This window comes from Streptomyces sp. NPDC050433 (assembly GCF_044458565.1).
Taxonomy (GTDB): Bacteria; Actinomycetota; Actinomycetes; order Streptomycetales; family Streptomycetaceae; genus Streptomyces.
The window spans coordinates 161,725-187,657 of sequence record NZ_JBITIB010000002.1; the positions used below are offsets into that span (position 1 = coordinate 161,725).

Consider the following 25,933-nt stretch of genomic DNA (forward strand, 5'->3'; position numbering starts at 1 on the left):
CCATAGGCGCTGAGCAGCGTCAACGGATGTTGAGCAACGGATGAAGACGCGGGAAAGCGCGGTGGAGGTCTGGGAACGGGGGCCGGAGCAGTGTCACGAGAGCACTCTCACGAGAGCGCTCCGGCCCCGGTGCGTCGAAGCACCGGGGCCGGAAGCGTGGGGGTTGGCCAACCAGGGGTGTCAGCCCCGGAGTTGTTCGTATGCCGGGAGCGTCAGGAAGTCCTCGTACGTCTCGTCCAGGGCCACCGTCAGCAGCAGGTCGTGGGCCTGCTGCCACTTGCCGGACGCGAACGCCTCCTCGCCGATTTCCGTCCGGATCGCGGCCAGTTCCTCCGCCGCGATCTTGCGGGCCAGGTCGGCGGTGGCCGTTTCGCCGTTCTCGAAGGCCACTCCCGCGTTGATCCACTGCCAGATCTGGGAGCGGGAGATCTCCGCCGTCGCCGCGTCCTCCATCAGGTTGAAGATGGCGACCGCGCCGAGGCCCCGGAGCCAGGCCTCGATGTAGCGGATGCCGACCCGGACCGCGCCGATCAGGCCCTGGTAGGTGGGTTTGGCGTCGAGGGAGTCGATCGCGATCAGTTCGGCCGCCGTCACCGAGACCTCCTCGCGCAGGCGGTCCTTCTGGTTCGGGCGCTCGCCCAGGACGGCGTCGAAGGAGGCCATCGCGATCGGGACGAGGTCGGGGTGGGCGACCCAGGAGCCGTCGAAGCCGTCCGTCGCCTCGCGGTCCTTGTCGTCCTTGACCTTGGCGAAGGCGACCTTGTTGACCTCGGGGTCGCGCCGGGAGGGGATGAAGGCCGCCATGCCGCCGATGGCGTGGGCCCCGCGCTTGTGGCAGGTGCGGACGAGGAGTTCGGTGTACGCGCGCATGAACGGGGCCGTCATCGTCACCGCGTTGCGGTCCGGCAGCACGAACTTGGGGCCGCCGTCACGGAAGTTCTTGACGATCGAGAAGAGGTAGTCCCAGCGCCCGGCGTTCAACCCGGAGGCGTGGTCGCGCAGTTCGTACAGGATCTCGTCCATCTCGTACGCCGCGGTGATCGTCTCGATCAGTACGGTCGCGCGGACGGTGCCCTGCGGGATGCCCACGTACTCCTGGGCGAAGACGAACACGTCGTTCCACAGCCGCGCTTCGAGGTACGACTCGGTCTTCGGCAGATAGAAGTACGGGCCCTTGCCCAGCTCGATGAGCCGCTTGGCGTTGTGGAAGAAGTACAGCCCGAAGTCGACCAGCGCGCCGGGGACCGCGCGGCCCTCGAACCGCAGATGGCGCTCGTCCAGATGCCAGCCGCGCGGGCGCATGACGACGGTCGCGAGTTCGCCGGCGTCCTTCAGGGCGTACGACTTGCCGGACGCCGGGTCGGTGAAGTCGACCTTCCGCGCGTAGGCGTCCATCAGATTGAGCTGGCCCGTGATGACGTTCTCCCAGGTGGGAGCCGAGGCGTCCTCGAAGTCCGCGAGCCAGATCTTCGCTCCGGAGTTGAGCGCGTTGATCGTCATCTTCCGGTCGGTGGGTCCGGTGATCTCCACCCGGCGGTCGTCCAGCGCGGCCGGGGACGGCGCGACCCGCCAGGAGTCGTCCTCGCGGATCGCCGCGGTCTCCGGCAGGAAGTCCAGCGTCGACGTACGGGCGATCTCGGCGCGGCGCTCGTTCCTGAGGGCAAGTAGCTCGTCACGCCGGGGCGTGAAACGCCGGTGCAGCTCGGCCACGAAGGCGAGAGCCGCGTGGTCGAGAACCTCGTCCTGCCGGGGCAGGGTGTCGGCGTCGACGACGGCCAGCGGGGACGGCGCTGGTGCGGACATGAGCTGTCACTCCTTCAACGGGGCCTGCAACGGGGCCTTTTGTGACCGCCGGGCCGACTGGGGAGGCACTGGGTGCCGGGCCGCCGATCTGCGGTCACGGGCGCCTTCCGGGGGTCAGGCGCTTCTGACCAGTGGATAATAGTTTCCTCATGGTGGAAGTTCAATGGTTTGTTGACGTCGAGATTCTCCGGGTCGACAGACAACGGCGCTCAGTGCCACCGTCCTCACTCAAGGTGCTCCAGATCCTCCTCGGTGTCGATGTCGTACGCCTCGGCGACATCCCCGCACTCGACAAGAACGATGTCGCGCGCGCGTGACCTCAGATACCCGCGTGCGCCTTGATCGCCCGTCGCCTCCCTCGCGATCCCGGCCCAGTGGTCCGCGCCGAACAGCACCGGATGGCCGCGCTCGCCTCCGTAGGAGGCCGCCGCGAGCGTGCCGGGGGAGCGGTACGCGGCACGGACCCGCGCCACCGCTGCCGGGCCGATCCCCGGCTGGTCCACCAGCATCACCAGCGCCGCGGACCGCCCGGGGGCCGCCGCCAGCGAGGCCAGCCCGGCCCGGAGCGACGAGCCCATGCCGCCGGACCACTCCGGGCTGTCGACCAGCACACAGCCGGGCAGTACGGCGCGGGCCCGCACCTCGTCGGCGGCGGCGCCGAGCACCACGTGCACCCGCTCGCAGCCGCCCTCGCGCAGTGATCGCACGGCATGCTCCACCAACGGCCGCCCCCGGTAAGGCAGCAGCGCCTTCGGCCGCCCGCCGAGCCGCCGCCCGCCGCCCGCGGCGAGCAGCAGCCCGGCGACCGGCGACTCTCCGTGATCGTTGTCATCCATGGGTCCTGCATACCTCATCAGTGCCCCCATGCACTCTTTTGCGCCACCCCGCCCGACGCTGTCAGATGGCGCGTCAGACCGTTGCGCGGCCCCACCTGGCGATACGTCAGTTGAACAAGTTGAATCCTGTCCATTCAGTGGCGCACGGCCGCTCGTGTGGCGTTTACTGTCCCGCGTCTCGCGGTGCCTGGCGTGTCCAGCGGAGGCGCCGCAGAGGCGGGCACTATGCCGAAGGCACATGCACCATGGCGTGCGAGGGGGAGAACTTTGTTGCGGAGCGTGGGGCATACGCGAGTGACAGAGAAGAACGAGGATCCAAGACTGACCGGGCTGCGGTTCGCCGTGGCCCGTCTCAGACGTGAACTGGCCGCTTATCCCAATGAGTTCAGAGACCGAGGGATCGCGGAAGAGGAACTGGCCGCGATGGCCGCGATGGTGGCGGGAGGTGATCCGGAAATTCCGCGGATGCGTCGCTCACTGCTGCTGATCGTCGGCTCGATCGGCTCGGTGAGCGCCTTGGCGCCCACCCTGATGGATGTCAGGAAGGCGGTCGAACTCTTCGGAGGATCAGGGCACTGAGATTGGTTCGAGCGGCCGTATGCCCCAGGGGATTGGGGTGTGCGGCCGCTCCGGCGTCAGACGGGGTCAGGGCTGCTGATGCGTCGCCGCGGCCGTGTTCGCCAGGGCCTCGGACAGATCCCGCGCCACTTCCTGGAGTATCGGCACGATCCTCTCGGTTGCCGCCTCCGTGACCCGGCCGGCCGGACCCGAGATCGAAATGGCCGCAAGGGTGGGGGAGTCGGGCACCGGGACCGCCAGACAGCGGACCCCCATCTCCTGCTCGTTGTCGTCCACCGCGTAACCGGCCCCGCGCACCACGTCGAGCGCCGCGAGGAAGCCGTCCGGCGTCGTGATCGTCTTCTCCGTCGCCGCCGGCATGCCCGTGCGTACGAGCAGCGCCCGTACCTCGTCGGCCGGCTGGTGTGCGAGGAGCGCCTTGCCCACGCCCGTGGAGTGGGGCAGCACCCGTCGGCCGACCTCGGTGAACATCCGCATCGAGTGCTTGGACGGCACCTGCGCGACGTACACGACCTCGTCGCCGTCGAGCAGCGCCATGTTCGCCGTCTCGCCGGTCTCCTCCACCAGCCGCGCCAGATACGGCCGGGCCCAGGTGCCGAGCAGCCGCGACGCCGACTCGCCGAGCCGGATGAGGCGCGGGCCGAGCGCGTACCGGCGGTTCGACTGCTGCCGTACATAACCGCAGGCGACGAGCGTGCGCATCAGCCGGTGGATGGTCGGCAGGGGCAGACCGCTGCTGGCCGACAGCTCGCTCAGACCGACCTCGCCGCCCGCGTCCGCCATCCGCTCCAGGAGATCGAAGGCGCGCTCAAGGGACTGGACCCCGCCGCTCGCGGATGCGGGCTTGGCGGCGTCGGTGGCGCCGGCACGTGCGGCGCTGGACGTCGGCACAACAACGGTCCTTTCGGGGCGTCGGGAGGGGCAAGGCGAGTCAGCAGCTTACCGGCCGTGATCGGTCCCTACGGTGGCGGTGGAGCCGTGACGGTGGAGTACTCCTTCTGTTTCGTGAAAGTTCAGTTTCGCTGAGTGGAAATACTTCAGTGTAATGCAGTGCGTGCGTTCTGGGTGGACGGGCCTTGACGGGCCCCCGTCCGGCATGAAGACTCCTTCAACAGTTCGTTGAATTCTTGCCCGGACATGACGGAAGTGAGGGTGGCCGGTGACCGATCCGGACCGGAACGTGGACCTGGTGCTGCGCTCGACGCGCGTCGTCACCCCCGAGGGCACGCGCCCCGCGTCGGTCGCCGTCGCGGCCGGAGTGATCTCGGCCGTGCTCCCCCACGAGCGGGGATACGGCTCCGAACTGCCGTCCGGCGCCCGCCTGGTGGACGTCGGCGACGATGTCGTCCTCCCCGGCCTCGTCGACACCCATGTCCATGTGAACGACCCCGGCCGCGCCGAATGGGAAGGCTTCTGGAACGCGACCCGCGCGGCGGCGTCCGGCGGCATCACCACCCTGATCGACATGCCGCTCAACTCCCTGCCACCGACCACGACGACGGCCCACCTCCGGATCAAACGGGAGGTCGCCGCTCCCAAGGCGCACATCGACGTCGGCTTCTGGGGCGGCGCGCTCCCCGACAACGTCAGTGACCTCAAGTCCCTGCACGACGCGGGGGTGTTCGGCTTCAAGGCGTTCCTGTCACCGTCCGGTGTCGAGGAGTTCCCCGAGCTGGACGCCGAGCGGCTGGAGCGGTCTCTCGCCGAGATCTCCGGCTTCGGCGGGCTGCTCATCGTGCACGCCGAGGACCCCCGCGAACTGGCCGCGGCACCACCGCACGCCGGCGCGAAGTACGCCGACTTCCTCGCCTCCCGCCCCCGCGACGCCGAGAACACCGCGATCGAGGGCCTGATCGCGGCGGCCCGCCGGCTGGACGCGCGCGTCCATGTCCTGCATCTGTCGTCGGCCGACGCGTTGCCGCTGATCACCGAGGCGAAGCGGGAGGGCGTGCGGCTGACCGTCGAGACCTGCCCGCACTTCCTCACCCTCACCGCCGAGGAAGTCCCGGACGGCGCCACGGAGTTCAAGTGCTGCCCGCCCATCCGCGAGGCCGCCAACCAGGACGCCCTGTGGCAGGGGCTGGCCGACGGCACGATCGACTGCGTCGTCTCCGACCACTCGCCCTCCACCACCGACCTCAAGACGTCGGACTTCGCGACCGCGTGGGGCGGAATCTCCTCCCTCCAGCTCGGACTGCCGGCCATCTGGACCGAGGCCCGGCGGCGCGGTCACTCGCTGGACGACGTGGCGCGCTGGATGTCGACGGCGCCGGCCGCGCTCGCCGGGCTGGCCGGGAAGGGCGCCATCGAGGCGGGCCGCGACGCCGACTTCGCCGTGCTCGCACCGGAAGACTCGTTCACCGTCGATCCCGCCGCGCTCCAGCACCGCAACCGCATCACCGCGTACGCGGGCAGGACGCTGTACGGCGTCGTCAGGTCGACCTGGCTGCGCGGCCGGCGGATCGTCGCGGACGGGGCCATCGCCGAGCCCTCGGGCCGACTGCTGGAGAGGACCAACTGACCGCGGCCACAAGCCCCTTGCCCACCGGGCCCTCGTCCCGACCTGCCGCCGGGCCGTACGGCGGCGGCGACCCCTGTACGCCACCGCGAGTCGGACGGCTGACCGGACCGGTTTCCGCAGGCCCGCCTACGCCGCAGGCCCGCCTACGCCGCGTGCCCGCCGTCCACCGCGAACTCGGCGCCCGTGACGTACGCCGCCTCGTCACTCGCCAGGAACGCCACCATCGACGCCACCTCGTCGGCGGACCCGTACCGCCCGAGCGCCGTCATCGCGCTCTGACCGGCCGCGAACGGGCCGTCGGCCGGGTTCATGTCCGTGTCCGTCGGACCCGGATGGACGATGTTCGCCGTGATCCCGCGCTCGCCCAACTCCCGTGCCACCGCCTTCGTCAGACCGATCAGCGCGGACTTGCTCGTCGCGTACAGCGTGCCGCCGGGGCCGGGCACCCGCTGGGTCATACAGCTGCCGACGGTGACGATCCGCCCACCGCGCACAAGCCGGCCGGCCGCGGCCTGCGTCGTGAGGAACACGCCCTGGACGTTCACCGCCAGCAGCCGGCCGACATCGGCCACCGGGAAGGAGTCCAGCGGACCCAGCAGCCCGATCCCGGCGTTGTTCACGAGGATGTCGAGCCGCCCGCCGAGACCGGCGACGGCCCGCTCCACCACGTTCACGGCCTGCGCGGGGTCCGCCGAGTCGGCACGCAGCGCGAGGCCGCGCCGCCCGGTCGCCTCGATCTTCCGTACGACCTCCAGCGCGGCGGCCTCGTTCGCCACGTATGTGATCGCGACATCGACGCCCTCCCGGGCGAGCCGCAGGGCGATCGCCGCCCCGATGCCCCGGCTGCCACCGGTGACCAGCGCGGTCCTGCCTGCCGGCCCGGAACTCTGTACTGACATGTGTCGCGTCCTTCGGTAGTGCGGGTGAGTGCTTCCGACGCCTTCGATCAAACCGCCCGGCCGCGCCGCTCACCGGCGGCAATCGGACACGAACCCCGACACGAACCCCGGCTTGAACCCCGACACCAACCCCGGCACCAACCCCGGCCTGGTCCGCCGGCCACGACCGGTTGGCACCACGCCCTAAGTCGATGCCCCCGCGACTTTGGTAGCTGCCGCCTCCCACCGCGCGGCGCGCCATGCCCCGCCTGCCTAGATTGGGCGCATGACGCGTACGGAGTACCCCTGGCTGCTGCCTTCGGCCATGGCGGAACCCGCCGACCCCGACTCCGCCGGGAAACGGGGCGGCGGGCGGCGGCCACGGCGGACCGTGCGGGACTGGGGCGTGGACCTGATCGTCTTCTTCTTCGCCGTCTTCATCGGCATGATCGCGCTGGACACGGCCGACCAGGCCGGCAACAGCGAACCGCTCATCATGGCCGACCTGCTGATCGGCCTGGCGGCCTGCGGCACGCTCTGGGTGCGGCGGCGCTGGCCGGTGGGGCCGGCCGTCGCTCTCTCCCTCGTACAGATCGTGTCTCCCACGGCGAGCGGAGCCGCCCTGGTGGCACTCTTCAGCCTGGCCATCCACCGGCCGTTCAAGCCCGTCGCGTACGTCGCGGTCCTGTCCCTGGCGACCATGACCGTCCAGGCGTATCTGCGCCCCGACCCGACCATCTCCCATCTCGTCGCGCTCATCGTCGGAGCGCTCCTCGTGCTGCTCGCGCTCGCCTGGGGCATGCTCGTACGCAGCCGCCGGCAACTGGTCATGGCGCTGCGTGAACGCGCCGTACGAGCCGAGACCGAGGCCGCGCTCCGGGCCGAGCAGGCCCAGCGGCTGGCCCGCGAGTCCATCGCCCGCGAGATGCACGACGTACTCGCGCACCGGCTGACCCTGCTCAGCGTTCACGCGGGCGCGCTGGAGTTCAGACCCGACGCGCCTCCCCCCCGAGGTGGCCAGGGCCGCGGGCGTGATCCGCGACAGCGCCCACGAGGCGCTCCAGGACCTCCGCATGATCATCGGCGTGCTGCGCGCCCCCGGCGACGACGGCGAGCGCCCGCAGCCCACCCTGGTCACCCTGGACGCCCTGGTCGCCGAGTCCCACGAGGCCGGCATGAAGGTCACCCTCGACAGCGGCGTCGGCGACCCGGAGGCCGTACCGTCCACCACCGGCCGCACCGCCTACCGCATCGCGCAGGAGGGCCTGACCAACGCGCGCAAGCACGCGCCCGGCACCGGCGCGACCGTCCTGGTGAGCGGTGGTCCGGGGGACGGACTCACCGTCGAGGTACGCAACGAGGCGCCCCTCGGCCCGGTCCCGCACGTGCCGGGATCCGGTCAGGGGCTGATCGGGCTCACCGAACGCGCCACCCTGGCCGGTGGCCGGTTCGAGCACGGGCCGACGCGGGACGGCGGATTCGCCGTCAAGGCCTGGCTACCGTGGTCCCCATGACCACCACCACGGCCATCCGGCTGCTCATCGCCGACGACGACCCGCTCGTACGCGCCGGACTGACCTTCATGATGGGCGGCGCGGACGGCATCGAGATCGTGGGCGAGGCCTCCGACGGCGCCGAGGTCGACGGGCTCGTCCGGGAACTCACCCCCGACGTGGTCCTGATGGACATCCGGATGCCGGTCATGGACGGCCTCACCGCGACCGAGCTCCTGCGGGCGCGCGCCGGAGCGCCCGAAGTCCTCGTCCTGACCACGTTCCACGCCGACGAGCAGGTGCTGCGGGCGCTGCGCGCCGGAGCCGCCGGGTTCGTCCTGAAGGACACGCCCCCGGCCGAGATCGTCGCGGCCGTACGGCAGGTGGCGGCGGGCGAGCCGGTGCTCTCCCCGGCCGTCACCCGCCAGCTGATGCTCCATGTCGCGGGGGCGCCGACGGGCGTACGCAAGAACACCGCGACCGACCGGCTGACCCGGCTCGCCGAGCGCGAGCGGGAGGTGGCGCTCGCCGTCGGACGCGGCAGCTCGAACGCGGAGATCGCGGCGGAGCTGTTCATGAGCGTCCCGACCGTCAAGGCGCATGTGTCCCGCATCCTGGCCAAGCTGGACCTCAACAACCGTGTGCAGATCGCCCTGTTGGTGCACGACGCCGATCTGGTGGGCGACGGCGGGTGAGGCGCCCGGCCGTCCCGTTCGCGGACACTCCCAGGTCCGCGGCGTACGCCGGAGCGACGTAACCTGAGGCGATGACTGTCGTCGATCTGGGCGCGTACGGGCCCGATTTCACCGCCGATCCGTACCCGTACTACGCGAAACTGCGCGAGTCGGGACCGGTCCACGAGATCCGTACCCCGCACGGCGAACGGCTCTGGCTGATCATCGGTCACCGGGAGGCGCGCGCCGCGCTCGCCGACCCCCGGCTCTCCAAGTCCCCCGCCACCGTGGGCGGCAGCATGCTCGACGAACGGGTCATCGGCCCGAATCTGCTGGTCGTCGACCCGCCCGACCACACCCGCCTGCGGGGGCTCGTCGCCCGTGAGTTCACCGCCCGCAGGGTGGCCGGCCTGCGCGAGCGGATCCAGCACATCACCGACGAGCTGATCGACGCGATGCTCCCCGCCGGCCAGGGCGACCTGGTCGATTCGCTGTCGTATCCGCTGCCCATCACCGTCATCTGCGATCTGCTCGGTGTACCCGCCGCGGACCGCGAGGCCTTCCGCGCCTGGACGACGCAGATCGTGGCACCCGGCGGCCCCGCCGGCGAGTACTCGGCCATCCATGAAATCGGCGCCTACTTCACCGAGTTGATCGAGGACAAGCGCTGCGCCGGCCCCTCCGACGACCTGATCTCCGCGCTGCTGCGCACCCGCGCCGAGGACGGCGACCGGCTCTCCGCCGCCGAACTGCGCGCCATGGCCTATCTGTTGCTGATCGCCGGTCATGAGACGACGGTCAACCTCATCACCAACGGCGTGCGCGCACTGCTCAGCCACCCCGATCAACTGGCCGCGCTGCGCGAGGACTTCGGGCTGCTCGACGGTGCCATAGAGGAGATGCTGCGCTACGAGGGGCCGGTCCTGAACAGCACCGTCCGCTTCACCGGCGAGTCCGTCACCGTGGGCGACACAGTCATCCCCGCGTACGAGACGGTGCTGGTCGGCCTCGGCGCCGCGGGCCGCGACCCGGCCCGTTACCCGGAGCCGGACCGCTTCGACATCCGGCGTACGGCGACGGCCACGGCGACCGGTGCCAAGGGCCAGAACCATGGACATCTCGCCTTCGGGCACGGCATCCACCACTGCCTCGGCGCGCCGCTCGCGCGTCTGGAGGCCCGGATCGCGATCCGTACCCTCCTCGAACGCTGCCCCGACCTGACCCTCGACGCGGACACGGGGCCGCTGGACTGGCTGCCCGGAATGCTGATCCGTGGCGTGCGGGGTCTGCCGGTGCGGTGGTAGTCATGAAGACGCGGGGTGCCGCGCGTACGTCCGGAGGAGTCTGACCATGCAGGAGTTCGACATTGTGCTGGCGCGGAAGGTGCTGGACAGCCAGCCTTTCAGCAGTCTGCTCGGTACCAGGGTCATGGTCTTCGGGGACGGCGAGGCGGAGCTTGAGCTGGACATCCGCAAGGACCTTCAGCAGCAGAACGGCTATCTGCACGGGGGAGTGCTGGCGTACGCCGCCGACAACAGCATCACGTTCGCCGCGGGCACGGTGCTCGGCCCCGCCGTGCTGACGGCAGGCTTCTCCATCCAGTACATGCGTCCCGGCACCGGCCGCACGCTGGTCGCCCGTGCCTCCGTCGTCCACGCGGGCCGCCGGCAGGCGACGGTGCGCTGCGACCTGTTCACGGTGGCGGACGACGGCACGCGGACGCTGTGCGCGGTGGCGCAGGGCACGGTGCTGCCGGTGCAGAAGCCGGACGCCTGAGGCGGCGCGACGGGGCCGCTGCGCGCGGCCCCGTCCCGTTCAGGACCCGCCCGGAATCTCCGCCAGCCGCACCGGCCGGTGCTCCAGCCGTGACAGCTCGCACGCCTCCGCGATCCGCAGCGCGTGCAGCGCCTCGTGCCCGTCGCACGGGTTCTCCAGCTCGCCCGCCACGACCCGGAGGAAGGCGTCCAGCTCCGCCTCGTACGCCGGGGCGAACCGCTCCAGGAACCCCGGCCACGGGTTCTCGCAGGGCGGCGGACCCTTCGGCTCGGTCGAGGTGATCGGCGTACGGTCGTCGAGCCCGACCGCGAACTGGTCCAGCTCGCCCGCCAGTTCCATCCGTACGTCGTAGCCCGCGCCGTTGCAGCGGGTGGCGGTGGCCGTAGCGAGCGTCCCGTCGTCCAGCGTCAGGACGGCGGCGGCCGTGTCGACGTCCCCGGCGGCGCGGAACATCGGGGGACCGGCGTCCGAGCCCGTCGCGTACACCTCCACCACCTCGCGCCCGGTGACCCAGCGCATGATGTCGAAGTCATGGACCAGGCAGTCCCGGTAGAGCCCGCCGGACAGCGGCAGATACTCCGGCGGCGGTGGCGCCGGGTCGGAGGTGACGGCCCGGACGGTGTGCAGCCGGCCCAGCGCACCGGACCGCACGAGATCGCGGGCCGCGCCGTAACCGGCGTCGAAGCGGCGCATGAAGCCCAGTTGCAGGACGGTGCCCGCGGAGTCGACCTCGTGCAGCGCGCTCAGTGTGCCCTTGAGGTCCAGCGCGATCGGCTTCTCGCAGAAGGCGGGCAGCCCGGCCCGCGCGGCGCGGCTGATCAGGTCGGCGTGGGCCGAGGTGGCGGAGGCGATGACGATCGCGTCCACGCCCCAGGAGAAGACCTCGTCCACGGAGGGGGCAGCGGTGGAGCCCGTACGGTCGGCGACATGGGCGGCCCGAGCCGCGTCCGTGTCGGCGACGACCAGGGAGCCGACCTCACGATGACGGCTCAGCGCCTCCGCGTGGAATGTACCGATTCGGCCCGTGCCGATGAGTCCGATGCGCATGGCCCCAAGGTGGCCGTCGCCCTGTCATCGTGTCAAGCGTTTGTCCTGACATCCAGACCTACTGACGATCTTTGATCGGGCGGTGACGGTCGCTGCTTGTCCTGACAACCGAACTACAGGACTTTCCGTCAACATCTCGCGGGGCTACGCTCGCCTCCGTGTCCAAGCAGCCGGAACCAGAGCAGCCGAGCGGGCCGGCCCCCCGGGCCGCCGCGCTCCAGCTCGGCGTCGACCGCACCAGCCCGGTCCCGCTCTACTTCCAGCTGTCGCAGCAGCTCGAAGCGGCCATCGAGCAGGGTGGACTCGCACCGGGCAGCCTCCTTGGCAACGAGATCGAGCTGGCGAGCCGGCTCGGACTCTCCCGGCCCACCGTCCGGCAGGCCATCCAGTCGCTCGTCGACAAGGGGCTGCTGGTACGCCGCCGGGGCGTCGGCACCCAGGTCCTGCACAGCCAGGTCAGACGCCCCCTGGAGCTGAGCAGCCTCTACGACGACCTGGAGGCGGCCGGCCAGCGCCCCGCCACCCGCGTGCTGCGCAACACGGTCGAACCGGCCACAGCACAGGTGGCCGCCGCCCTCGGGGTCGCGGAAGGGGCGGACGTACGGCTCATCGAACGGCTCCGGTACGCCCACGACGAACCGATGGCCCGGCTGCGCAACCACCTTCCGCTGCAACTCCTCGACTGCGACACCGCACAGCTCGAATCCACCGGTCTCTACCGGATGATGCGCGCGGTCGGCATCACGCTGCACAGCGCGCGCCAGTCGGTCGGCGCGCGTGCCGCCGACGCCGAGGAGGCCGGGCTGCTCGGTGAGGCGACGGGCGCGCCGCTGCTCGCGATGGAGCGCACCACGTTCGACGACACGGGTCGCGCCGTCGAGTTCGGGGCACACATCTACCGGGCGTCGCGTTACGTCTTCGAGTTCCAGCTCCTCGTCCGGTCCTGAGTTCCGTCCTCAGTTCAGGCCTGAGTCACGCTTCCGTAAGGTCCGTGTACGTCCCGTTCTTTCGTAAGAATGTTCGGACAAAGTCTTGACGGGGCCGCGCGACCGCCGCTAGAACTCCCCCAGCCGCAACGGGGCGGCCGGGAGAGAAGGCGGATCCACCATGCGTACCAACCGAAAGGCGGCGGGCCGCACGGCGGCGGCGCTGCTCACCGCATGCGCACTCGCCCTCGTCGCCGGATGCAGCGGCTCCGGCGGCAAGGACTCCGAGGACAAGGCCGACGACGGGGGCGGCGGAGGTACGGCCGCCAAGACCCCGCGTATGAAGATCGCCATGGTCACGCACTCCGGCGAGGGCGACACGTTCTGGGACATCGTCCAGAGCGGCGCCAAGGTCGCGGCGGCGAAGGACAACGTCCAGTTCCTCTACGCGGCCAACAAGGAGGGCAAGGAGCAGGCCCAGCTGATCCAGAGCTACATCGACCAGGACGTCGACGGGCTCGTGGTGAGCCTCGCCAAGCCCGAGGCGGTCAAGGCCGTCCTCGCCAAGGCGACCGCCGCCGGTATCCCGGTTGTCACGATCAACTCCGGCGCCGAGTTCTCCGAGCCCTTCGGGGCGCTCGGCCATATCGGCCAGGACGAGGCCATCGCCGGTGAGGCCGTCGGCGAGGAGCTGAACAAGCGCGGCAAGAAGAAGGCGCTCTGCGTCATCCACGAGCAGGGCAACGTCTCGCTCGAAGAGCGCTGCGCCGGTGTCAAGAAGACCTTCGAGGGCACCGTCGAGAATCTGAGCGTCGAGGGCACCAACATGCCCGCGTCGACGTCGTCGATCGAGGCCAAGCTCCAGAGCGGCAAAGCCACCGACGAATTCGACGCCGTCGTGACGCTGGGGGCGCCGTTCGCCGCCGCCTCCGTCAAGGCGAAGGAGGGCGCCGGTTCCAGCGCCGAGATCAACACCTTCGACCTCAACGAGGACGTGGTCAAGCAGCTCAAGGCCAAGGAGATCGGCTTCGCCGTGGACCAGCAGCCCTATCTCCAGGGCTATCTCGCGGTGGACGAGCTGTGGCTCAACAAGAACAACGGAAACGTCATCGGCGGCGGAAAGCCCGTCCTCACCGGACCCGCGCTCGTGACCGAGAAGGACGTCCCCGCACTGGAGAAGTTCACCGCCCGTGGCACCCGATGACCATGCCCCGTACACCCATACCCGATACTTGGGCCGCCGGGCCGGGACGTAACGCGCCCGGCGGTACCGGGAAGCACAGCGGGAAGGGCACGGCGTCGTGGCTAGGGTCGGTGGGGTTCGGACAGGGGTACGCGCGCTGGGCGCGGTGCTGGCGGCGGTTCTCGGGGCGGCGACACTGGCAGGGTGCAGCAGCACCGGCGGCAAGCGCGCCGAGGACCGGGCGGCGGCTGCCGAGGCCCAGGCGCGGGGGCGGGCCGCGGTGAGCACGCCGAAGTGGACCTTCGCCATGGTCACGCACTCGGGAGACGGCGACACCTTCTGGGACATCGTCCAGAAGGGCGGGAAGCAGGCAGCCGCCAAGGACAACATCAACTTCCTGTACGCGCACAGCGACGAGGGCCAGCAGCAGGCGCAACTCGTCCAGTCGTACATCGACAAGGGCGTCGACGGGCTGATCGTCACGCTCGCCAAGCCCGACGCGATGAAGGCCGTCGTCGCCAAGGCCGTCAAGGCCGGCATACCGGTGATCACCGTCAACTCCGGCTCCGAGCAGTCCAAGCAGTTCGGCGCGCTCACCCATATCGGCCAGGACGAGACCATCGCCGGTGAGGCCGTCGGCGACGAACTGGACAAGCGGGGAAAGAAGAAGGCCCTGTGCGTCCTGCACGAGCAGGGCAACGTCGGCCACGAGCAGCGCTGCGCCGGGGCGAAGAAGACCTTCGACGGCACGATGGAGAACCTGTACGTCGACGGCACCAACATGCCCGACGTCCAGGCGTCCATCGAGGCCAGGCTCCAGGCCGGCAAGGACACCGACAAAGACGAATTCGACGCCGTCGTGACGCTCGGCGCGCCTTTCGCCGACACCGCCGTCAAGGCGAAGGAGACGGCGGGCAGCACGGCCGAGATCGACACGTTCGACCTCAACGAGGCGGTCGCGGGCTCGCTCAAGGCGGGCCGGCTCGGCTTCGCCGTCGACCAGCAGCCGTATCTCCAGGGGTACGAGGCCGTCGATCTGCTCTGGCTCTACCGCTACAACGCCGATGTACTCGGCGGCGGGCTCCCGGTCCTCACCGGACCGCAGATCATCAACAAGCAGGACGCCGCCGAGCTGGAGAAATACGCGGAGCGAGGGACCCGATGACCACAACCGCACCACCCGTGAAGGACCGGCCGGGCGACGGCGACGGCCGGGGCGGCGGCCCGGCCAAGGACGAGCGGCTGCTCGGGGATTCGGCGCTGCGCAAGCTGCTCGGCAGGCCCGAACTGGGCGCGGTCGTCGGTGCCTTGGCGGTGTTCCTCTTCTTCTCGGTCGTCGCCGACTCGTTCCTGAAGACGTCCAGCTTCGGCACCGTCCTGTACGCGGCGTCGACGATCGGGATCATGGCGGTGCCGGTGGCACTGCTGATGATCGGCGGCGAGTTCGACCTGTCCGCCGGTGTGCTGGTGACCAGTTCGGCGCTGATCTCCTCGATGTTCAGCTACCAGATGACCGCCAACATCTGGGTCGGCGTCTTCGTGTCGCTGCTGGTCACCCTCGCCATCGGGGTGTTCAACGGCTTCATGCTGACGCGGACGAAACTGCCGAGCTTCATCATCACTCTCGGTACTTTCCTGATGCTCACGGGTCTCAATCTCGGTCTGACCAAGCTGATCAGCGACACCGTCTCGACCAGGAGCGTCGGCGACATGGAGGGCTTCGAGTCGGCGCGTAAGGTCTTCGCCTCCGAACTGACCCTCGGCGGCGTCGAGTTGAAGGTCACCATCCTCTGGTGGGCGGGCCTGGTCGCACTGGCGACCTGGATCCTGCTCCGTACCCGCTTCGGCAACTGGATCTTCGCGGTCGGCGGCAACGCCGACGCCGCCCGCGCCGTCGGTGTCCCGGTCCGGCTGACGAAGATCGGCCTCTACATGGGCGTCGGCTTCTGCGCCTGGGTCTCCGGCCAGCATTTGCTCTTCTCGTTCGACGTCGTCCAGTCCGGCGAGGGCGTCGGCAACGAGCTGATCTACATCATCGCCGCGGTCATCGGCGGCTGTCTGATCACCGGCGGCTACGGATCGGCGATCGGGTCCGCGGTCGGTGCCTTCATCTTCGGCATGACCAGCAAGGGCATCGTGTACGCGGAGTGGAACCCGGACTGGTTCAAGTTCTTCCTCGGAGCGATGCTCCTTCTGGCCACCCTGCTCAACGCATGGGTCCGCAAGCGCGCGGAGGCAACCCGATGACCAGCACGCCCGGCACGACCTCGACGGCCCCCACGACCACGACCACGACCGGCGACGTACCCCTGGTCGAACTGGCCGACGTCAGCAAGTACTACGGCAACATCCGCGCCCTCGAAGGCGTCTCGCTGGAGGTGCGTGCCGGCGAGATCAGCTGCGTCCTCGGCGACAACGGCGCGGGCAAGTCCACCCTCATCAAGATCATCGCGGGACTGCACCAGCACGACGCGGGCGACTTCCTCATCGAGGGCGGGAGGACGACCCTCGGCTCGCCGCGCGAGGCGCTGGACCTGGGCATCGCCACCGTCTACCAGGACCTCGCCGTCGTACCGCTCATGCCTGTCTGGCGTAACTTCTTCCTCGGCTCCGAGCCGACGAAGGGCAAGGGCCCCTTCAAGCGCCTCGACGTCGAACTGATGCGCCGCACCACCCGCGCGGAACTGCTGCGGATGGGCATCGACCTGCGCGACGTCGACCAGCCCATCGGGACGCTGTCCGGCGGCGAACGGCAGTGCGTGGCGATCGCCCGCGCCGTCCACTTCGGTGCGAAGGTCCTCGTCCTGGACGAGCCGACCGCCGCGCTGGGCGTCAAGCAGTCCGGCGTCGTGCTGAAGTACGTCGCCGCCGCGCGCGACGCGGGTCTGGGCGTGGTGCTGATCACCCACAACCCGCACCACGCGTATCTCGTCGGCAACCGCTTCGTGCTGCTCAAGCGCGGTGTCATGGCCGGCAGCCACACCAGGGAATCGATCACCCTGGACGAGCTGACGCGTCAGATGGCCGGCGGCTCGGAGCTGGAGGAGCTGAGCCACGAGCTGGCCAACGCCCCCGCCCCGGCCCATCTCGGTGGCCGCCCGGTGGACGGCAGCGGGCATCGGGCGGAAGAGGACGGGAACGGGACGCCGTCCGGCGGCAGTGCCAAGCCCTGACCGACCTCCGTACCTTCCGGATGGCAGAATCGGCGGCGGTGGGCGCCCGTCCACCGCCGCCGCCCCGGACACCCGGCGCGACGTGCCCCCGACCCGCAGGGACGACACGACACGTGCGAGCACCCAGGCCGCGTTCAGGTAGCAGCGCCGTCCGACCGGCCCGTGTGAGGGGGCCGGTCGGATGAGTACCTACCGGGACTTCACCCACCGCGGCTCCGCTCGCGCCACCGTCCTGCGCACCGTCGGCACCCGCGAGCGCCGCTCGCACGCCTCCGCCCCGCGCGTGCCCACCGTCGGGATCGACATCGGCGGTACGAAGGTGATGGCCGGCGTCGTCGACCCGGACGGCAACATCCTGGAGAAGATCCGCACCGAGACGCCGGACAAGTCCAAGAGCCCGAAGGTCGTCGAGGACACCATCGTCGAGCTGGTGCTGGACCTCTCCGACCGGCACGACGTGCACGCCGTCGGTATCGGCGCGGCGGGCTGGGTGGACGCGGACCGCGCCAAGGTCCTCTTCGCCCCGCACCTCGCCTGGCGCGACGAACCCCTCCGCGACTCGATCTCCTCCCGGCTGGCCGTGCCGGTGATGGTCGACAACGACGCGAACACCGCCGCTTGGGCGGAGTGGCGCTTCGGTGCCGGACGCGGCGAGGACCACCTCGTCATGATCACGCTCGGTACCGGTATCGGCGGCGCCATACTGGAGGACGGCCGGGTCAAGCGCGGCAAGTACGGCGTGGCGGGCGAGTTCGGCCATATGCAGGTCGTGCCCGCCGGACACCGCTGCCCGTGCGGCAACCGCGGCTGCTGGGAGCAGTACAGCTCGGGCAACGCGCTCGTCCGGGAGGCCAGGGAGCTGGCCGCCGCCGACTCCCCGGTGGCGTACAACCTCATCGAACGCGTCAAGGGCCATATCCCCGACATCACCGGCCCCCTGATCACCGAGCTGGCCCGCGAGGGCGACGCCATGTGCGTCGAACTGCTCCAGGAGATCGGCCAGTGGCTCGGCGTGGGCATCGCCAATCTGGCGGCGGCGCTCGACCCCTCCTGCTTCGTCATCGGCGGCGGCGTCAGCGCCGCGGACGATCTGCTGATCGGCCCCGCCAGGGACGCCTTCCGCCGCCATCTCACCGGGCGCGGCTACCGGCCGGAGGCCCGTATCGCCAAGGCGCAGCTCGGCCCCGAGGCGGGCATGGTCGGCGCGGCCGACCTCTCCAGACTCGTGGCACGCCGCTTCCGCCGGGCGAACCGGCGCAGGCTTGAGCGGTACGAGAAGTACGAGCTGTACGCGGAGGCGATCCGGACCGGGCGGATGCCGCAGGACCTGCGCGAGGAGCAGGAACTGCGCGAGGCCGAGGAGTCCCGCGCCGCGGCGGTGCGGGCACAGCAGGAGTCGGCCGCGGCGGCGGAGCCGCGACCGGAAACCGAAACGGAAACAGAACCGAAGCCGGACACGCCCGCCCGCGAAGCACCGGAAGCACCCGGAACACCCGAAGCACCCGGCACACCCGAAGCACGGCAAGAACCCAACAGCCAGGAACCTCCCTCATGACCGTGCCCCACCAGTCGAAGTCCCCCGAAGAACCCCAGAAGCCGCCGGAGAACCACGGTCATATGGTCCGTCGCCGGTGGGTGACGGCGATAGTGATCGTGCTGCTCATCGGCGTCCCCGCCGGATATCTGGTGATCTCGGCCGGCCAGAGCCGGCGCAGCGGCCTCGACAAGGAGCTGGAGTCCTCGGCCACCGGCCTCACCGACGCCGTGCCGTCCCGGATGAAGCAGCGCGTCTTCGAGGTGCCGATCCCGGCGCGCGCCACGAACGTGCGCTACTACGAGACGAGCAACTGGAAGTCCAGCAGGCTGTATGTGCAGTTCAACGTGACGTCCGGGCGGCTCGACACCTTCCTCACCGAGCTGGGCACCCACCGAGCCGCGCTCAAGGAGGGCGACGTCACCATCGCGCCCCGCGACTCGCGCACCGTCGGCTGGAACTTCATCCCCACCCGCGTGTGGTCGGGCACCACGCACAAACAGAAGGCCCCACGCCCCACCCAGGACATCACCGTCGACCTGAGCGACCCGGCGATGCCCCGTGTGTACGTCGTCTCCACGACCACTCCATGACCGGGGCGTTTGGGGAGGTCTGGCGAGTGTCCCCACCCCCTCCCGTGAACAAATGAGGGATATGGGAGCGTGAGCGGGTGAGCGAGACGACGACCAGAACCCTGCAATACCGCTTTGACGGGCCGGAGGACGCGCCGATCCTGGTGATCGGCCCCTCCCTCGGCACCACCTGGCACATGTGGGACAGGCAGACGCCCGAGCTGGCCAAGCACTGGCGGGTGCTCCGCTTCGACCTGCCCGGTCACGGCGGCGCCCCGGCCCATCCCGCCACCGGTGTCCCCGAGTTGGCCGACCGGCTGCTGGCCACGCTCGACGGGCTCGGCGTGCAGCGCTTCGGCTACGTCGGCTGCTCCATCGGCGGCGCGATCGGTGCGGAGCTGGCGCTGCGCCGCCCCGACCGGGTGGCCTCGCTCGCGCTGGTGGCGTCGTCGCCGCGGTTCGGTACGGCGGACGAGTTCCGGCAGCGCGGCGTCATCGTCCGTACGAACGGTCTCGAACCGATGGCCCGGTCGGCGCCCGAGCGCTGGTTCACGGCCGGTTTCGCCGCCGCCCAGCCCGCGATCGTCGAATGGGCGGTCCAGATGGTCCGTACGACCGATCCGGGGTGCTACATAGCCGCGTGCGAGGCGCTGGCCGCCTTCGACGTACGGGCGGAGCTGGGCCGGATCGGTGTGCCGACGCTCGTCCTGGTCGGCGCCGAGGACAAGGTCACCGGGCCCGCCGAGGCCCGCACGCTGGTCGCGGGGATACCGGACGCCCGGCTCGCGCTCGTGCCGGGAGCCTCGCACCTGGCGCCGGTCGAGCAGCCGGCCGCCGTCACCGATCTGATCATCCGGCATTTCTCCACCGCCTGGCAGAACGCCTCCGACACCTCGACCGGACTCACGGTGCTGCCCGACTGGGCCACCTATCCGGGCCCAGGCGCGCCCGCGGGACCGCCGACCCTGTCGCCGATGACCTCACCCGTGGCCGCGATCGCCTCCGCCGAACAGCCCCAGGCCGTGGGTGCCGTACGCCCGGATCCTTACGAGGCGGGCATGCGGATCCGGAGGGAGGTCGTCGGTGACGCCCACGTCGACGAGGTCATGGCGGACACCGCCGGGTTCGCCGACGACTTCCAGGAACTCCTCACCCGCTACGCGTGGGGCGAGGTCTGGAGCAGGGGAGGCCTGGACCGCCGCAGCCGCAGCTGCGTGACGCTGACCGCCCTCGTGGCCGGCGGTCACCTCGACGAACTCGCCGTCGAGACCAGAGCCGCCCTGCGCAACGGTCTGACCCCGGCCGAGATCAAGGAAGTGCTCATCCAGGCCGCCGTCTACTGCGGCTTCCCGGCGGCGAACGCGGCGTTCCGCGTCGTCGGCGCGGTCGTCCAGGAGGAGACCACTCCCGATCCGTAGCGGTCGCCCCGTTTGCTGTCGTGGTGGCGGATGTCGACCATGGAGACAGCACCGCTCAGGAAAGGTGGCCAGGGTGAAGCTCACCAAGAAGTCCCATGCCTGCGTCCGGCTGGAGAAGGACGGGCGGACGCTCGTCGTCGACCCCGGTGTCTTCAGTGAGGAGGACGCGGCGCTCGGCGCCGAGGCCGTCCTCATCACGCACGAGCATCCCGACCACTTCGAGGAGGGCCGGCTGCGGGCCGCCCTCGAAACGGACCCGGCCACCGAGATCTGGACCCTGCGCAGCGTCGCGGAGCAGTTGTCGGCCGCCTTTCCGGGGCGGGTGCACACCGTGGGGCACGGTGACGCGTTCACGGCCGCGGGCTTCGACGTACAGGTGTACGGCGAACTCCACGCGGTGATCCATCCCGATCTGCCGCGGGTCACCAACGTCGGCTATCTGGTGGACGGTTCGCTGTTCCACCCCGGTGACGCGTTCACCGTCCCCGGCCGTCCCGTCGAGACGCTGATGCTCCCGGTGCACGCGCCGTGGAACAAGATCTCCGAAGTGATCGACTACGTACGGGAGGTCAAGCCGCGGCGCACCTTCGACATCCACGACGCCCTGCTGAACGATCTGGCGCTGCCTCTGTACGACGGCCATGTCGGCCGCCTCGGGGGCTCGGGCCACGCCAGGCTGGCCCCCGGCGAGTACACCGAGCTGTGAGGCCGTCGCCGTCGGGACGTGACGTGCCTGTCAGACCTCGCGGATAGGCTGTGGTCCATGCGCATCGCCACCTGGAACGTCAATTCGATCACCGCCCGCCTGCCGCGTCTGCTGGCCTGGCTGGAGAACACGGGCACGGACGTGCTGTGCGTCCAGGAGACCAAGAGCACCGTGGAGCAGTTCCCCTCCGACGCCCTGCGCGAGCTGGGTTACGAGGCGGCGGTCAAGGCGACCGGCAGGTGGAACGGCGTGGCGCTGATCTCCCGCGTCGGTCTCGACGACGTCGTCAAGGGCCTGCCCGGCGGCCCGGCGTACGAGGACGTGGAGGAGCCCCGCGCCATCTCCGCGACCTGCGGCGGCGTCCGGGTCTGGTCGGTCTACGTGCCCAACGGCCGCGAGGTCACGCACGATCACTACGCGTACAAGCTGCGCTGGCTGGAGGCGCTGCGCGCGGCGGTGGCCGAGGACAGCGCGGGGGACCGGCCGTTCGCCGTCCTCGGTGACTTCAACGTCGCGCCGACCGACCAGGACGTGTGGGACCCGGCCCTGTTCGAGGGCGCCACCCATGTCACCCCCGCCGAGCGTGCCGCTCTGGCGGCGCTTCGTGAAGGCGGTCTGTCGGACGTGATGCCGCGACCGCTCAAGTACGACCAGCCGTACACTTTCTGGGACTACCGCGAGCTCCGGTTCCCGAAGAACCGGGGTATGCGGATCGACCTCGTCTACGGCAACGGGCCCTTCACCGCCGCCGTCAAGGACAGTTATGTCGACCGTGAGGAGCGCAAGGGCAAGGGTGCTTCGGACCACGCCCCGGTCGTCGTCGATCTCGACCTCTGACGTTGTGGAGGCCGGACCGGCATCGGCGGGTCGGACCGTGGGCATTCTGCCTCTGATACCGCCCGCGTGCCCTGAGGTGCGTGGGTACGGGGAAATGGCAGGCTGAGTGGTATGAACATCCCTTTCTTGGACAACTGGCGCAAACGGAACGGCGCTGACGAGGGAGCTTCGTCGGCGTCCGTCGTCGGGGGCGACGCGGAGGGCGTGGCCGAACTGCTCTCCGAGTGCGAGCTGCTGCGTGTCCGGGCAGGGCAGTCCGGTCTCGAACTGGACGATTCCCCCGCCTCGTTGGAGGCCCTGGACCAACTGCCTCCGCACTGGCGCGACGACCCGGAGGAGCTGCCCTGGCTGGGCAACGACGCGGGGCTCTATCTCGGTACGGTCATCGTGCGTACGGTCGAAGGGGCGGCCTGGCACATCTGGCCCGGCGGCCACCCCGTCGTACGGCTCGTCTCCGGCCGGGAGATCCAGGTCGTGGAGGCCGGTCTCGACTGGGCCGTCAGCGGCGCGCCGGAACTGTCGCAGGTGTACGCGGAGGCGGCCGAGGCCTGAACGCGGGCCGCGCCGACGTTAATACGGCTTATGCCCGATTTATGCGTGTCGGGTGTGAAGTCCCTTGGCGCGCTGGATAGTTTGCGCTGACCTCGACAGAGCCGAGAACGGGGAGGGCAGCGCATGGCCGTCGACCACCGTCCGACGGGCAGTCCGCAGCGGGAGCCGCAGTCGATTCCACAACGCATCCAGGGACCCCCGACCGGATTCCCCGGTCCGGGAGTTCGGGTGCGCGGGCGAACCCATCGCGCCGGATCTGGACTACGATTTGCCGTTCATCCCCATGGTGACGGTGGTCTTGCCGGCTCGGGCCACGGATGTCGCGCCGGTCTCGGACGTCCTCCGGGGGTCCGTACGCGTCCGCCGTGCTCCGCGCACGCGGGGATGGTCCCGCCGCCGCCCGAGGCGCGGTAGCTCAAGGGACATGGCCCGCCTCCCGCTTCTCGTGGGAGGCCCCGCCGGCAGCAGCCGGAGATCACTTCTCGCGCCGCGGGACCGACAGGCACCATGGGTCGGGCGTGGCGGGGGAGAAGGTCAGCTGCGCGCCGGGAGGGCCGTGTCCGACACGGAGCGGGCCCACGTCGTCACGGCGTACGACGAGGGTGCCGCTCTCTTTCTGTCTCCGGCCGCACTGTCCGGCCCGCCCGCTTATCGCCTCGCCCGCTCCGCGTCTCAGCTCGTGGCCCGGTGCGAGGTGCGTACGGCGGGAGCGGGCTCCTTCGCCGCCCTGGTGACATCGGAGACCAGCTCGACCACATCGGGGCCGTACGCCTGTGAGTTGACCACCTTCAGCAGCAGACAGAACGAGTCGCGGCCGTGCTTGCGCGCCAGCTTCTCGTGGTGCTTGGCCAGATAGCGCGAGGCCGCCTGGTTGGTGATGGCCCGCTGTCCGCAGAAGAGAAAGACCGGCCGGGAGTCCTGGCCGGCGGTCAGCCGCGCCAGGATGACGTACTCCGCCACGCCCGGATCGACGCGGTAGCGCTCGGAACCGATCTGGAAGGCCCCGCGGTCCGGGCCCGGATCCGGATCCGTGTTGATCTTGACGCCGGGCAGCAGGGAGGACAGATGGGCGGCCATCCTGCGGTTCGACGCCGGGCCGCCGAGACAGAACTCCGTACGCTCACCGAACCCCTGCTGCGCCGTGTCGTGCTGGACTATCTGCGCGTGCGCGCCGCAGTCCTTGATCAGCGCGGACATCTCCAGCATCGCGAAGACGTCATGCCGGTGGACGGCCCCGTCGCCGCCCGCTTCCCGGTTGACGACCAGCAGGCATTCGGAGTTGCCGGGCAGCCCGAAGAACGCCTGTTTCCTGCGGAGTTTGCGGCGCCAGAGGTAGTTGCGGGCGATCCAGCCGAGCGAGGCACTTATGCCCGCCGCGAGTACTCCGAGAACGATGTTTCGTATGTCGTCACTCATGGGCGCGCACTTTAGCGGGACGGTGCCGCGCCGCACATCCCGCCCGGACTTCGGGGCAAGTGCTTCTGGCGGGGCGCGAATGCCGAGGTTACGCTCCCCGGACGAACGTCCACCGGAGGTACAGATGCGCCGCCTCGCCGTACGTAATGCCTCGATCGTGGCTCTCGCCGCCGCGCTGCTCTCCGTGGGTGCCGCCGCGCCGCCTTCCGCCCCCGCCGCCGCTCCCCCCGCGAAAGCGAGCGCCGAAACTCCCGCCAAAACGCCGGTCGCCGTCGGCCACGGCGGGGCGGTGTCGAGCGTCGACACGGACGCGTCCGCCGCCGGCGTCGAGGTGCTGCGGCGCGGCGGCAACGCCGTGGACGCGGCGGTGGCGACCGCCGCCGCACTCGGAGTCACCGAGCCGTACTCGGCCGGCATCGGCGGTGGCGGCTACTTCGTCTACTACGACGCCGGGTCCCGCTCCGTCCACACCATCGACGGCCGCGAGACCGCACCCCGCTCCGCCGACGCCACCCTCTTTCAGGAGGACGGCAAACCGATCCCCTTCGCGGAGGGTATGACGAGCGGACTCGGTGTCGGTACGCCGGGCACCCCGGCGACCTGGGAGCGGGCGCTCGACTCCTGGGGGAGCACGTCGCTGCGGGAGTTGCTGAAGCCCGCCGAGCGGCTGGCGAAGGACGGCTTCACCGTCGACGCGACGTTCCGCTCCCAGACCGCGTCGAACCAGGCCCGGTTCGCCGACTTCCCGGCCTCCGCCGAGCTGTTCCTGCCCGGCGGCGAACTGCCCGTGACCGGTTCGGTGTTCAAGAACCCCGACCTGGCGCGTACGTACGCGGAGCTGGGCCGGCACGGCACCGACGCGCTCTACCGGGGCGACCTGGCCCGCGACATCGTGCGCACCGTCCGCACCCCGCCCGTCGACCCGGACGCCACCCGCAAGGTCCGGCCGGGCGATCTGACGACCGGCGACCTGGCCGCGTACCGCACGAAGCGGCAGGCGCCGACGAAGGTCTCCTACCGGGGGCTCGACGTGTACGGCATGGCGCCGTCGTCCTCCGGCGGTACGAGCGTCGGCGAGGCGCTCAACATCCTGGAGCGCACCGACCTCTCCGGCGCCTCGCAGGAGAAGTATCTGCACCGCTTCATCGAGGCGAGCCGGATCGCCTTCGCCGACCGGGGGCGCTGGCTCGGCGACCCCGCCTTCGAGGACGTCCCCACCAAGGGCCTGCTGTCGCAGCGCTTCGCCGACTCGCGCGAATGCCTCATCAAGGACGACGTGGCGCTGAGGAGCCCGCTGCCGCCCGGTGACCCCGCGAACCCGGTGCCGTGCGCGGCGGGCGGCACAGCGGCGCCGACGACGTACGAGGGGGAGAACACCACCCATCTGACGACCGCCGACAAGTGGGGCAACGTCGTCGCGTACACGCTGACGATCGAGTCGACGGGCGGCAGCGGCATCACCGTCCCCGGCCGGGGCTTCCTGCTCAACAACGAGCTGACGGACTTCTCGTTCGCCCCGGCGAACCCGGCCGTCCACGACCCGAACCTGCCCGGCCCCGGCAAGCGGCCGAGGTCGTCCATCTCCCCGACGATCGTGCTCGACGACCGCGACCGGCCGCTCCTGGCGCTCGGTTCACCGGGCGGCGCGACCATCATCACCACCGTCCTCCAGACGCTCACCGGTCATCTGGACCGGGGTCTGCCGCTGGCCGACGCGATCGCCGCACCGCGCGCGAGCCAGCGCAACTCCGCGACGACGGAGCTGGAGCCGGGTCTCTACGACAGCCCGCTGCGCGCCCAACTCGAAGCACTGGGGCACGCGTTCACCAGGAACCCGGAGATCGGCGCCGCCACGGGCGTCCAGCGGCTGCCGGACGGCCGCTGGCTGGCGGCGGCGGAGAAGGACCGCAGGGGCGGCGGCTCCGCGATGGTGGTCCACCCGTCCGGCCGGCCTTAGGCCCCGACCCGCGAGCCCGCGCGTGCGGCCCCGACCCGCGAGCCCGCGCGTC

At 70.5% G+C, this 25,933-nt stretch carries 22 protein-coding genes and 2 pseudogenes; 18 read left to right on the forward strand and 6 right to left on the reverse strand.

The genetic code is table 11. The features are described from left to right. Positions 1–180 precede the first annotated feature (180 nt). Both aceB and ACIBLA_RS03525 read right to left on the reverse strand, forming a co-directional pair. A complete protein-coding gene (gene aceB, locus ACIBLA_RS03520; RefSeq protein WP_399197651.1) occupies positions 181–1,803 on the reverse strand; it encodes a malate synthase A in 1,623 nt (540 codons plus the stop codon). A 224-nt stretch (positions 1,804–2,027) separates the two neighbouring features. Then, positions 2,028–2,639, reverse strand: coding sequence for an NTP transferase domain-containing protein (locus ACIBLA_RS03525; RefSeq protein ID WP_399197652.1), 612 nt, complete (start codon positions 2,637–2,639; stop codon positions 2,028–2,030). Positions 2,640–2,906: 267 nt separating this feature from the next. On the opposite strand from ACIBLA_RS03525, the gene ACIBLA_RS03530 reads away from it, so the two are divergent. After that, a complete protein-coding gene (locus ACIBLA_RS03530; protein WP_363242883.1) occupies positions 2,907–3,218 on the forward strand; it encodes a DUF5955 family protein in 312 nt (103 codons plus the stop codon). 66 nt (positions 3,219–3,284) lie between these two features. Here the strand turns inward: ACIBLA_RS03530 and ACIBLA_RS03535 are convergent, their stop codons facing one another. Beyond that, complete coding sequence (locus ACIBLA_RS03535; protein WP_363242882.1) at positions 3,285–4,109, reverse strand: IclR family transcriptional regulator; 825 nt, start codon at positions 4,107–4,109, stop codon at positions 3,285–3,287. Between the two features lie 268 nt (positions 4,110–4,377). Between ACIBLA_RS03535 and allB the strand changes: the two genes are divergently transcribed. Continuing rightward, positions 4,378–5,739: an allantoinase AllB gene (gene allB / locus ACIBLA_RS03540; RefSeq protein WP_363242881.1), complete on the forward strand. Its 1,362-nt coding sequence runs from the start codon at positions 4,378–4,380 to the stop codon at positions 5,737–5,739. A 143-nt stretch (positions 5,740–5,882) separates the two neighbouring features. Here allB and ACIBLA_RS03545 read toward each other — a convergent pair whose 3' ends face one another. Next, positions 5,883–6,638 (reverse strand): 3-oxoacyl-ACP reductase family protein, encoded by a 756-nt coding sequence (locus ACIBLA_RS03545; protein ID WP_399197653.1) that lies wholly within the window; start codon positions 6,636–6,638, stop codon positions 5,883–5,885. A 265-nt stretch (positions 6,639–6,903) separates the two neighbouring features. Between ACIBLA_RS03545 and ACIBLA_RS03550 the strand changes: the two are divergent. The 4 genes and pseudogenes from ACIBLA_RS03550 (at position 6,904) to ACIBLA_RS03565 (ending at position 10,560) form a co-directional block, all read left to right on the forward strand. Beyond that, positions 6,904–8,131, forward strand: a pseudogene (locus ACIBLA_RS03550) (sensor histidine kinase). Further along, positions 8,128–8,805 carry a response regulator gene (locus ACIBLA_RS03555; protein ID WP_399197654.1) on the forward strand — a complete coding sequence of 226 codons (678 nt, stop codon included), beginning with the start codon at positions 8,128–8,130 and terminating at the stop codon, positions 8,803–8,805. The pseudogene ACIBLA_RS03550 and the gene ACIBLA_RS03555 overlap by 4 nt, the downstream one beginning before the upstream one ends. 71 nt (positions 8,806–8,876) lie before the next feature. Continuing rightward, positions 8,877–10,088 carry a cytochrome P450 gene (locus tag ACIBLA_RS03560; RefSeq protein ID WP_399197655.1) on the forward strand — a complete coding sequence of 404 codons (1,212 nt, stop codon included), beginning with the start codon at positions 8,877–8,879 and terminating at the stop codon, positions 10,086–10,088. Positions 10,089–10,134: 46 nt separating this feature from the next. Then, positions 10,135–10,560: a PaaI family thioesterase gene (locus ACIBLA_RS03565; protein WP_363242876.1), complete on the forward strand. Its 426-nt coding sequence runs from the start codon at positions 10,135–10,137 to the stop codon at positions 10,558–10,560. Positions 10,561–10,599: 39 nt separating this feature from the next. Here ACIBLA_RS03565 and ACIBLA_RS03570 read toward each other — a convergent pair whose 3' ends face one another. Continuing rightward, entirely contained in the window at positions 10,600–11,607 is a 1,008-nt protein-coding gene (locus ACIBLA_RS03570) for a Gfo/Idh/MocA family oxidoreductase (RefSeq protein WP_363242874.1), read from the reverse strand. A gap of 158 nt (positions 11,608–11,765) precedes the next feature. Between ACIBLA_RS03570 and ACIBLA_RS03575 the strand changes: the two genes are divergently transcribed. The 11 genes and pseudogenes from ACIBLA_RS03575 to ACIBLA_RS03625 all read left to right on the forward strand — a co-directional run bounded on the left by ACIBLA_RS03575 (position 11,766) and on the right by ACIBLA_RS03625 (position 22,508). Next, positions 11,766–12,554 (forward strand): GntR family transcriptional regulator, encoded by a 789-nt coding sequence (locus ACIBLA_RS03575; RefSeq protein ID WP_399197656.1) that lies wholly within the window; start codon positions 11,766–11,768, stop codon positions 12,552–12,554. 160 nt (positions 12,555–12,714) lie between these two features. Further along, positions 12,715–13,737, forward strand: coding sequence for a sugar ABC transporter substrate-binding protein (locus ACIBLA_RS03580; protein ID WP_399197657.1), 1,023 nt, complete (start codon positions 12,715–12,717; stop codon positions 13,735–13,737). Positions 13,738–13,873: 136 nt separating this feature from the next. Further along, on the forward strand, positions 13,874–14,881 hold the full coding sequence (locus ACIBLA_RS03585; protein WP_363242918.1) for a substrate-binding domain-containing protein: 1,008 nt from the start codon (positions 13,874–13,876) through the stop codon (positions 14,879–14,881). Then, on the forward strand, positions 14,878–15,963 hold the full coding sequence (locus tag ACIBLA_RS03590; RefSeq protein ID WP_363242872.1) for an ABC transporter permease: 1,086 nt from the start codon (positions 14,878–14,880) through the stop codon (positions 15,961–15,963). The genes ACIBLA_RS03585 and ACIBLA_RS03590 overlap by 4 nt, the downstream gene beginning before the upstream one ends. Continuing rightward, a complete protein-coding gene (locus ACIBLA_RS03595) occupies positions 15,960–16,889 on the forward strand; it encodes an ATP-binding cassette domain-containing protein (RefSeq protein ID WP_363242871.1) in 930 nt (309 codons plus the stop codon). Before ACIBLA_RS03590 ends, ACIBLA_RS03595 begins: the two co-directional genes overlap by 4 nt. Positions 16,890–17,070: 181 nt before the next feature. After that, positions 17,071–18,222: pseudogene (locus tag ACIBLA_RS03600) on the forward strand (ROK family glucokinase); the annotation flags it as partial. Between the two features lie 218 nt (positions 18,223–18,440). Then, on the forward strand, positions 18,441–19,016 hold the full coding sequence (locus tag ACIBLA_RS03605; RefSeq protein ID WP_399197658.1) for a hypothetical protein: 576 nt from the start codon (positions 18,441–18,443) through the stop codon (positions 19,014–19,016). 77 nt (positions 19,017–19,093) lie between these two features. Beyond that, positions 19,094–20,413 carry an alpha/beta fold hydrolase gene (locus tag ACIBLA_RS03610; RefSeq protein WP_399197659.1) on the forward strand — a complete coding sequence of 440 codons (1,320 nt, stop codon included), beginning with the start codon at positions 19,094–19,096 and terminating at the stop codon, positions 20,411–20,413. Positions 20,414–20,486: 73 nt separating this feature from the next. Continuing rightward, a complete protein-coding gene (locus tag ACIBLA_RS03615) occupies positions 20,487–21,119 on the forward strand; it encodes an MBL fold metallo-hydrolase (protein WP_363242868.1) in 633 nt (210 codons plus the stop codon). 57 nt (positions 21,120–21,176) lie between these two features. Then, positions 21,177–21,956 carry an exodeoxyribonuclease III gene (locus tag ACIBLA_RS03620; protein WP_399197660.1) on the forward strand — a complete coding sequence of 260 codons (780 nt, stop codon included), beginning with the start codon at positions 21,177–21,179 and terminating at the stop codon, positions 21,954–21,956. 111 nt (positions 21,957–22,067) lie between these two features. Then, on the forward strand, positions 22,068–22,508 hold the full coding sequence (locus ACIBLA_RS03625; RefSeq protein ID WP_363242866.1) for a DUF6278 family protein: 441 nt from the start codon (positions 22,068–22,070) through the stop codon (positions 22,506–22,508). A 672-nt stretch (positions 22,509–23,180) separates the two neighbouring features. On the opposite strand, the gene ACIBLA_RS03630 is transcribed toward ACIBLA_RS03625, so the two are convergent. Continuing rightward, a complete protein-coding gene (locus ACIBLA_RS03630) occupies positions 23,181–23,924 on the reverse strand; it encodes a hypothetical protein (RefSeq protein ID WP_399197661.1) in 744 nt (247 codons plus the stop codon). A 124-nt stretch (positions 23,925–24,048) separates the two neighbouring features. Here ACIBLA_RS03630 and ggt point away from each other — a divergent pair, with 124 nt between their 5' ends. Further along, positions 24,049–25,881 (forward strand): gamma-glutamyltransferase, encoded by a 1,833-nt coding sequence (gene ggt / locus ACIBLA_RS03635; protein WP_399197662.1) that lies wholly within the window; start codon positions 24,049–24,051, stop codon positions 25,879–25,881. The last annotated feature ends 52 nt before the right edge of the window (positions 25,882–25,933 follow it).

Excerpts from the sequence above, each read along its gene's own strand:
- ACIBLA_RS03565 (WP_363242876.1), top strand. The coding sequence starts at position 10,135 with ATGCAGGAGTTCGACATTGTGCTGGCGCGGAAGGTGCTGGACAGCCAG.
- ACIBLA_RS03525 (WP_399197652.1), bottom strand. The coding sequence starts at position 2,639 with ATGGATGACAACGATCACGGAGAGTCGCCGGTCGCCGGGCTGCTGCTC.
- ACIBLA_RS03605 (WP_399197658.1), top strand. The coding sequence starts at position 18,441 with ATGACCGTGCCCCACCAGTCGAAGTCCCCCGAAGAACCCCAGAAGCCG.
- ACIBLA_RS03620 (WP_399197660.1), top strand. The coding sequence starts at position 21,177 with ATGCGCATCGCCACCTGGAACGTCAATTCGATCACCGCCCGCCTGCCG.
- ACIBLA_RS03630 (WP_399197661.1), bottom strand. The coding sequence starts at position 23,924 with ATGAGTGACGACATACGAAACATCGTTCTCGGAGTACTCGCGGCGGGC.
- ACIBLA_RS03570 (WP_363242874.1), bottom strand. The coding sequence starts at position 11,607 with ATGCGCATCGGACTCATCGGCACGGGCCGAATCGGTACATTCCACGCG.
- ACIBLA_RS03580 (WP_399197657.1), top strand. The coding sequence starts at position 12,715 with ATGCGTACCAACCGAAAGGCGGCGGGCCGCACGGCGGCGGCGCTGCTC.
- ACIBLA_RS03625 (WP_363242866.1), top strand. The coding sequence starts at position 22,068 with ATGAACATCCCTTTCTTGGACAACTGGCGCAAACGGAACGGCGCTGAC.
- ggt (WP_399197662.1), top strand. The coding sequence starts at position 24,049 with ATGCGCCGCCTCGCCGTACGTAATGCCTCGATCGTGGCTCTCGCCGCC.
- ACIBLA_RS03560 (WP_399197655.1), top strand. The coding sequence starts at position 8,877 with ATGACTGTCGTCGATCTGGGCGCGTACGGGCCCGATTTCACCGCCGAT.
- ACIBLA_RS03590 (WP_363242872.1), top strand. The coding sequence starts at position 14,878 with ATGACCACAACCGCACCACCCGTGAAGGACCGGCCGGGCGACGGCGAC.
- ACIBLA_RS03595 (WP_363242871.1), top strand. The coding sequence starts at position 15,960 with ATGACCAGCACGCCCGGCACGACCTCGACGGCCCCCACGACCACGACC.
- aceB (WP_399197651.1), bottom strand. The coding sequence starts at position 1,803 with ATGTCCGCACCAGCGCCGTCCCCGCTGGCCGTCGTCGACGCCGACACC.
- ACIBLA_RS03555 (WP_399197654.1), top strand. The coding sequence starts at position 8,128 with ATGACCACCACCACGGCCATCCGGCTGCTCATCGCCGACGACGACCCG.
- ACIBLA_RS03545 (WP_399197653.1), bottom strand. The coding sequence starts at position 6,638 with ATGTCAGTACAGAGTTCCGGGCCGGCAGGCAGGACCGCGCTGGTCACC.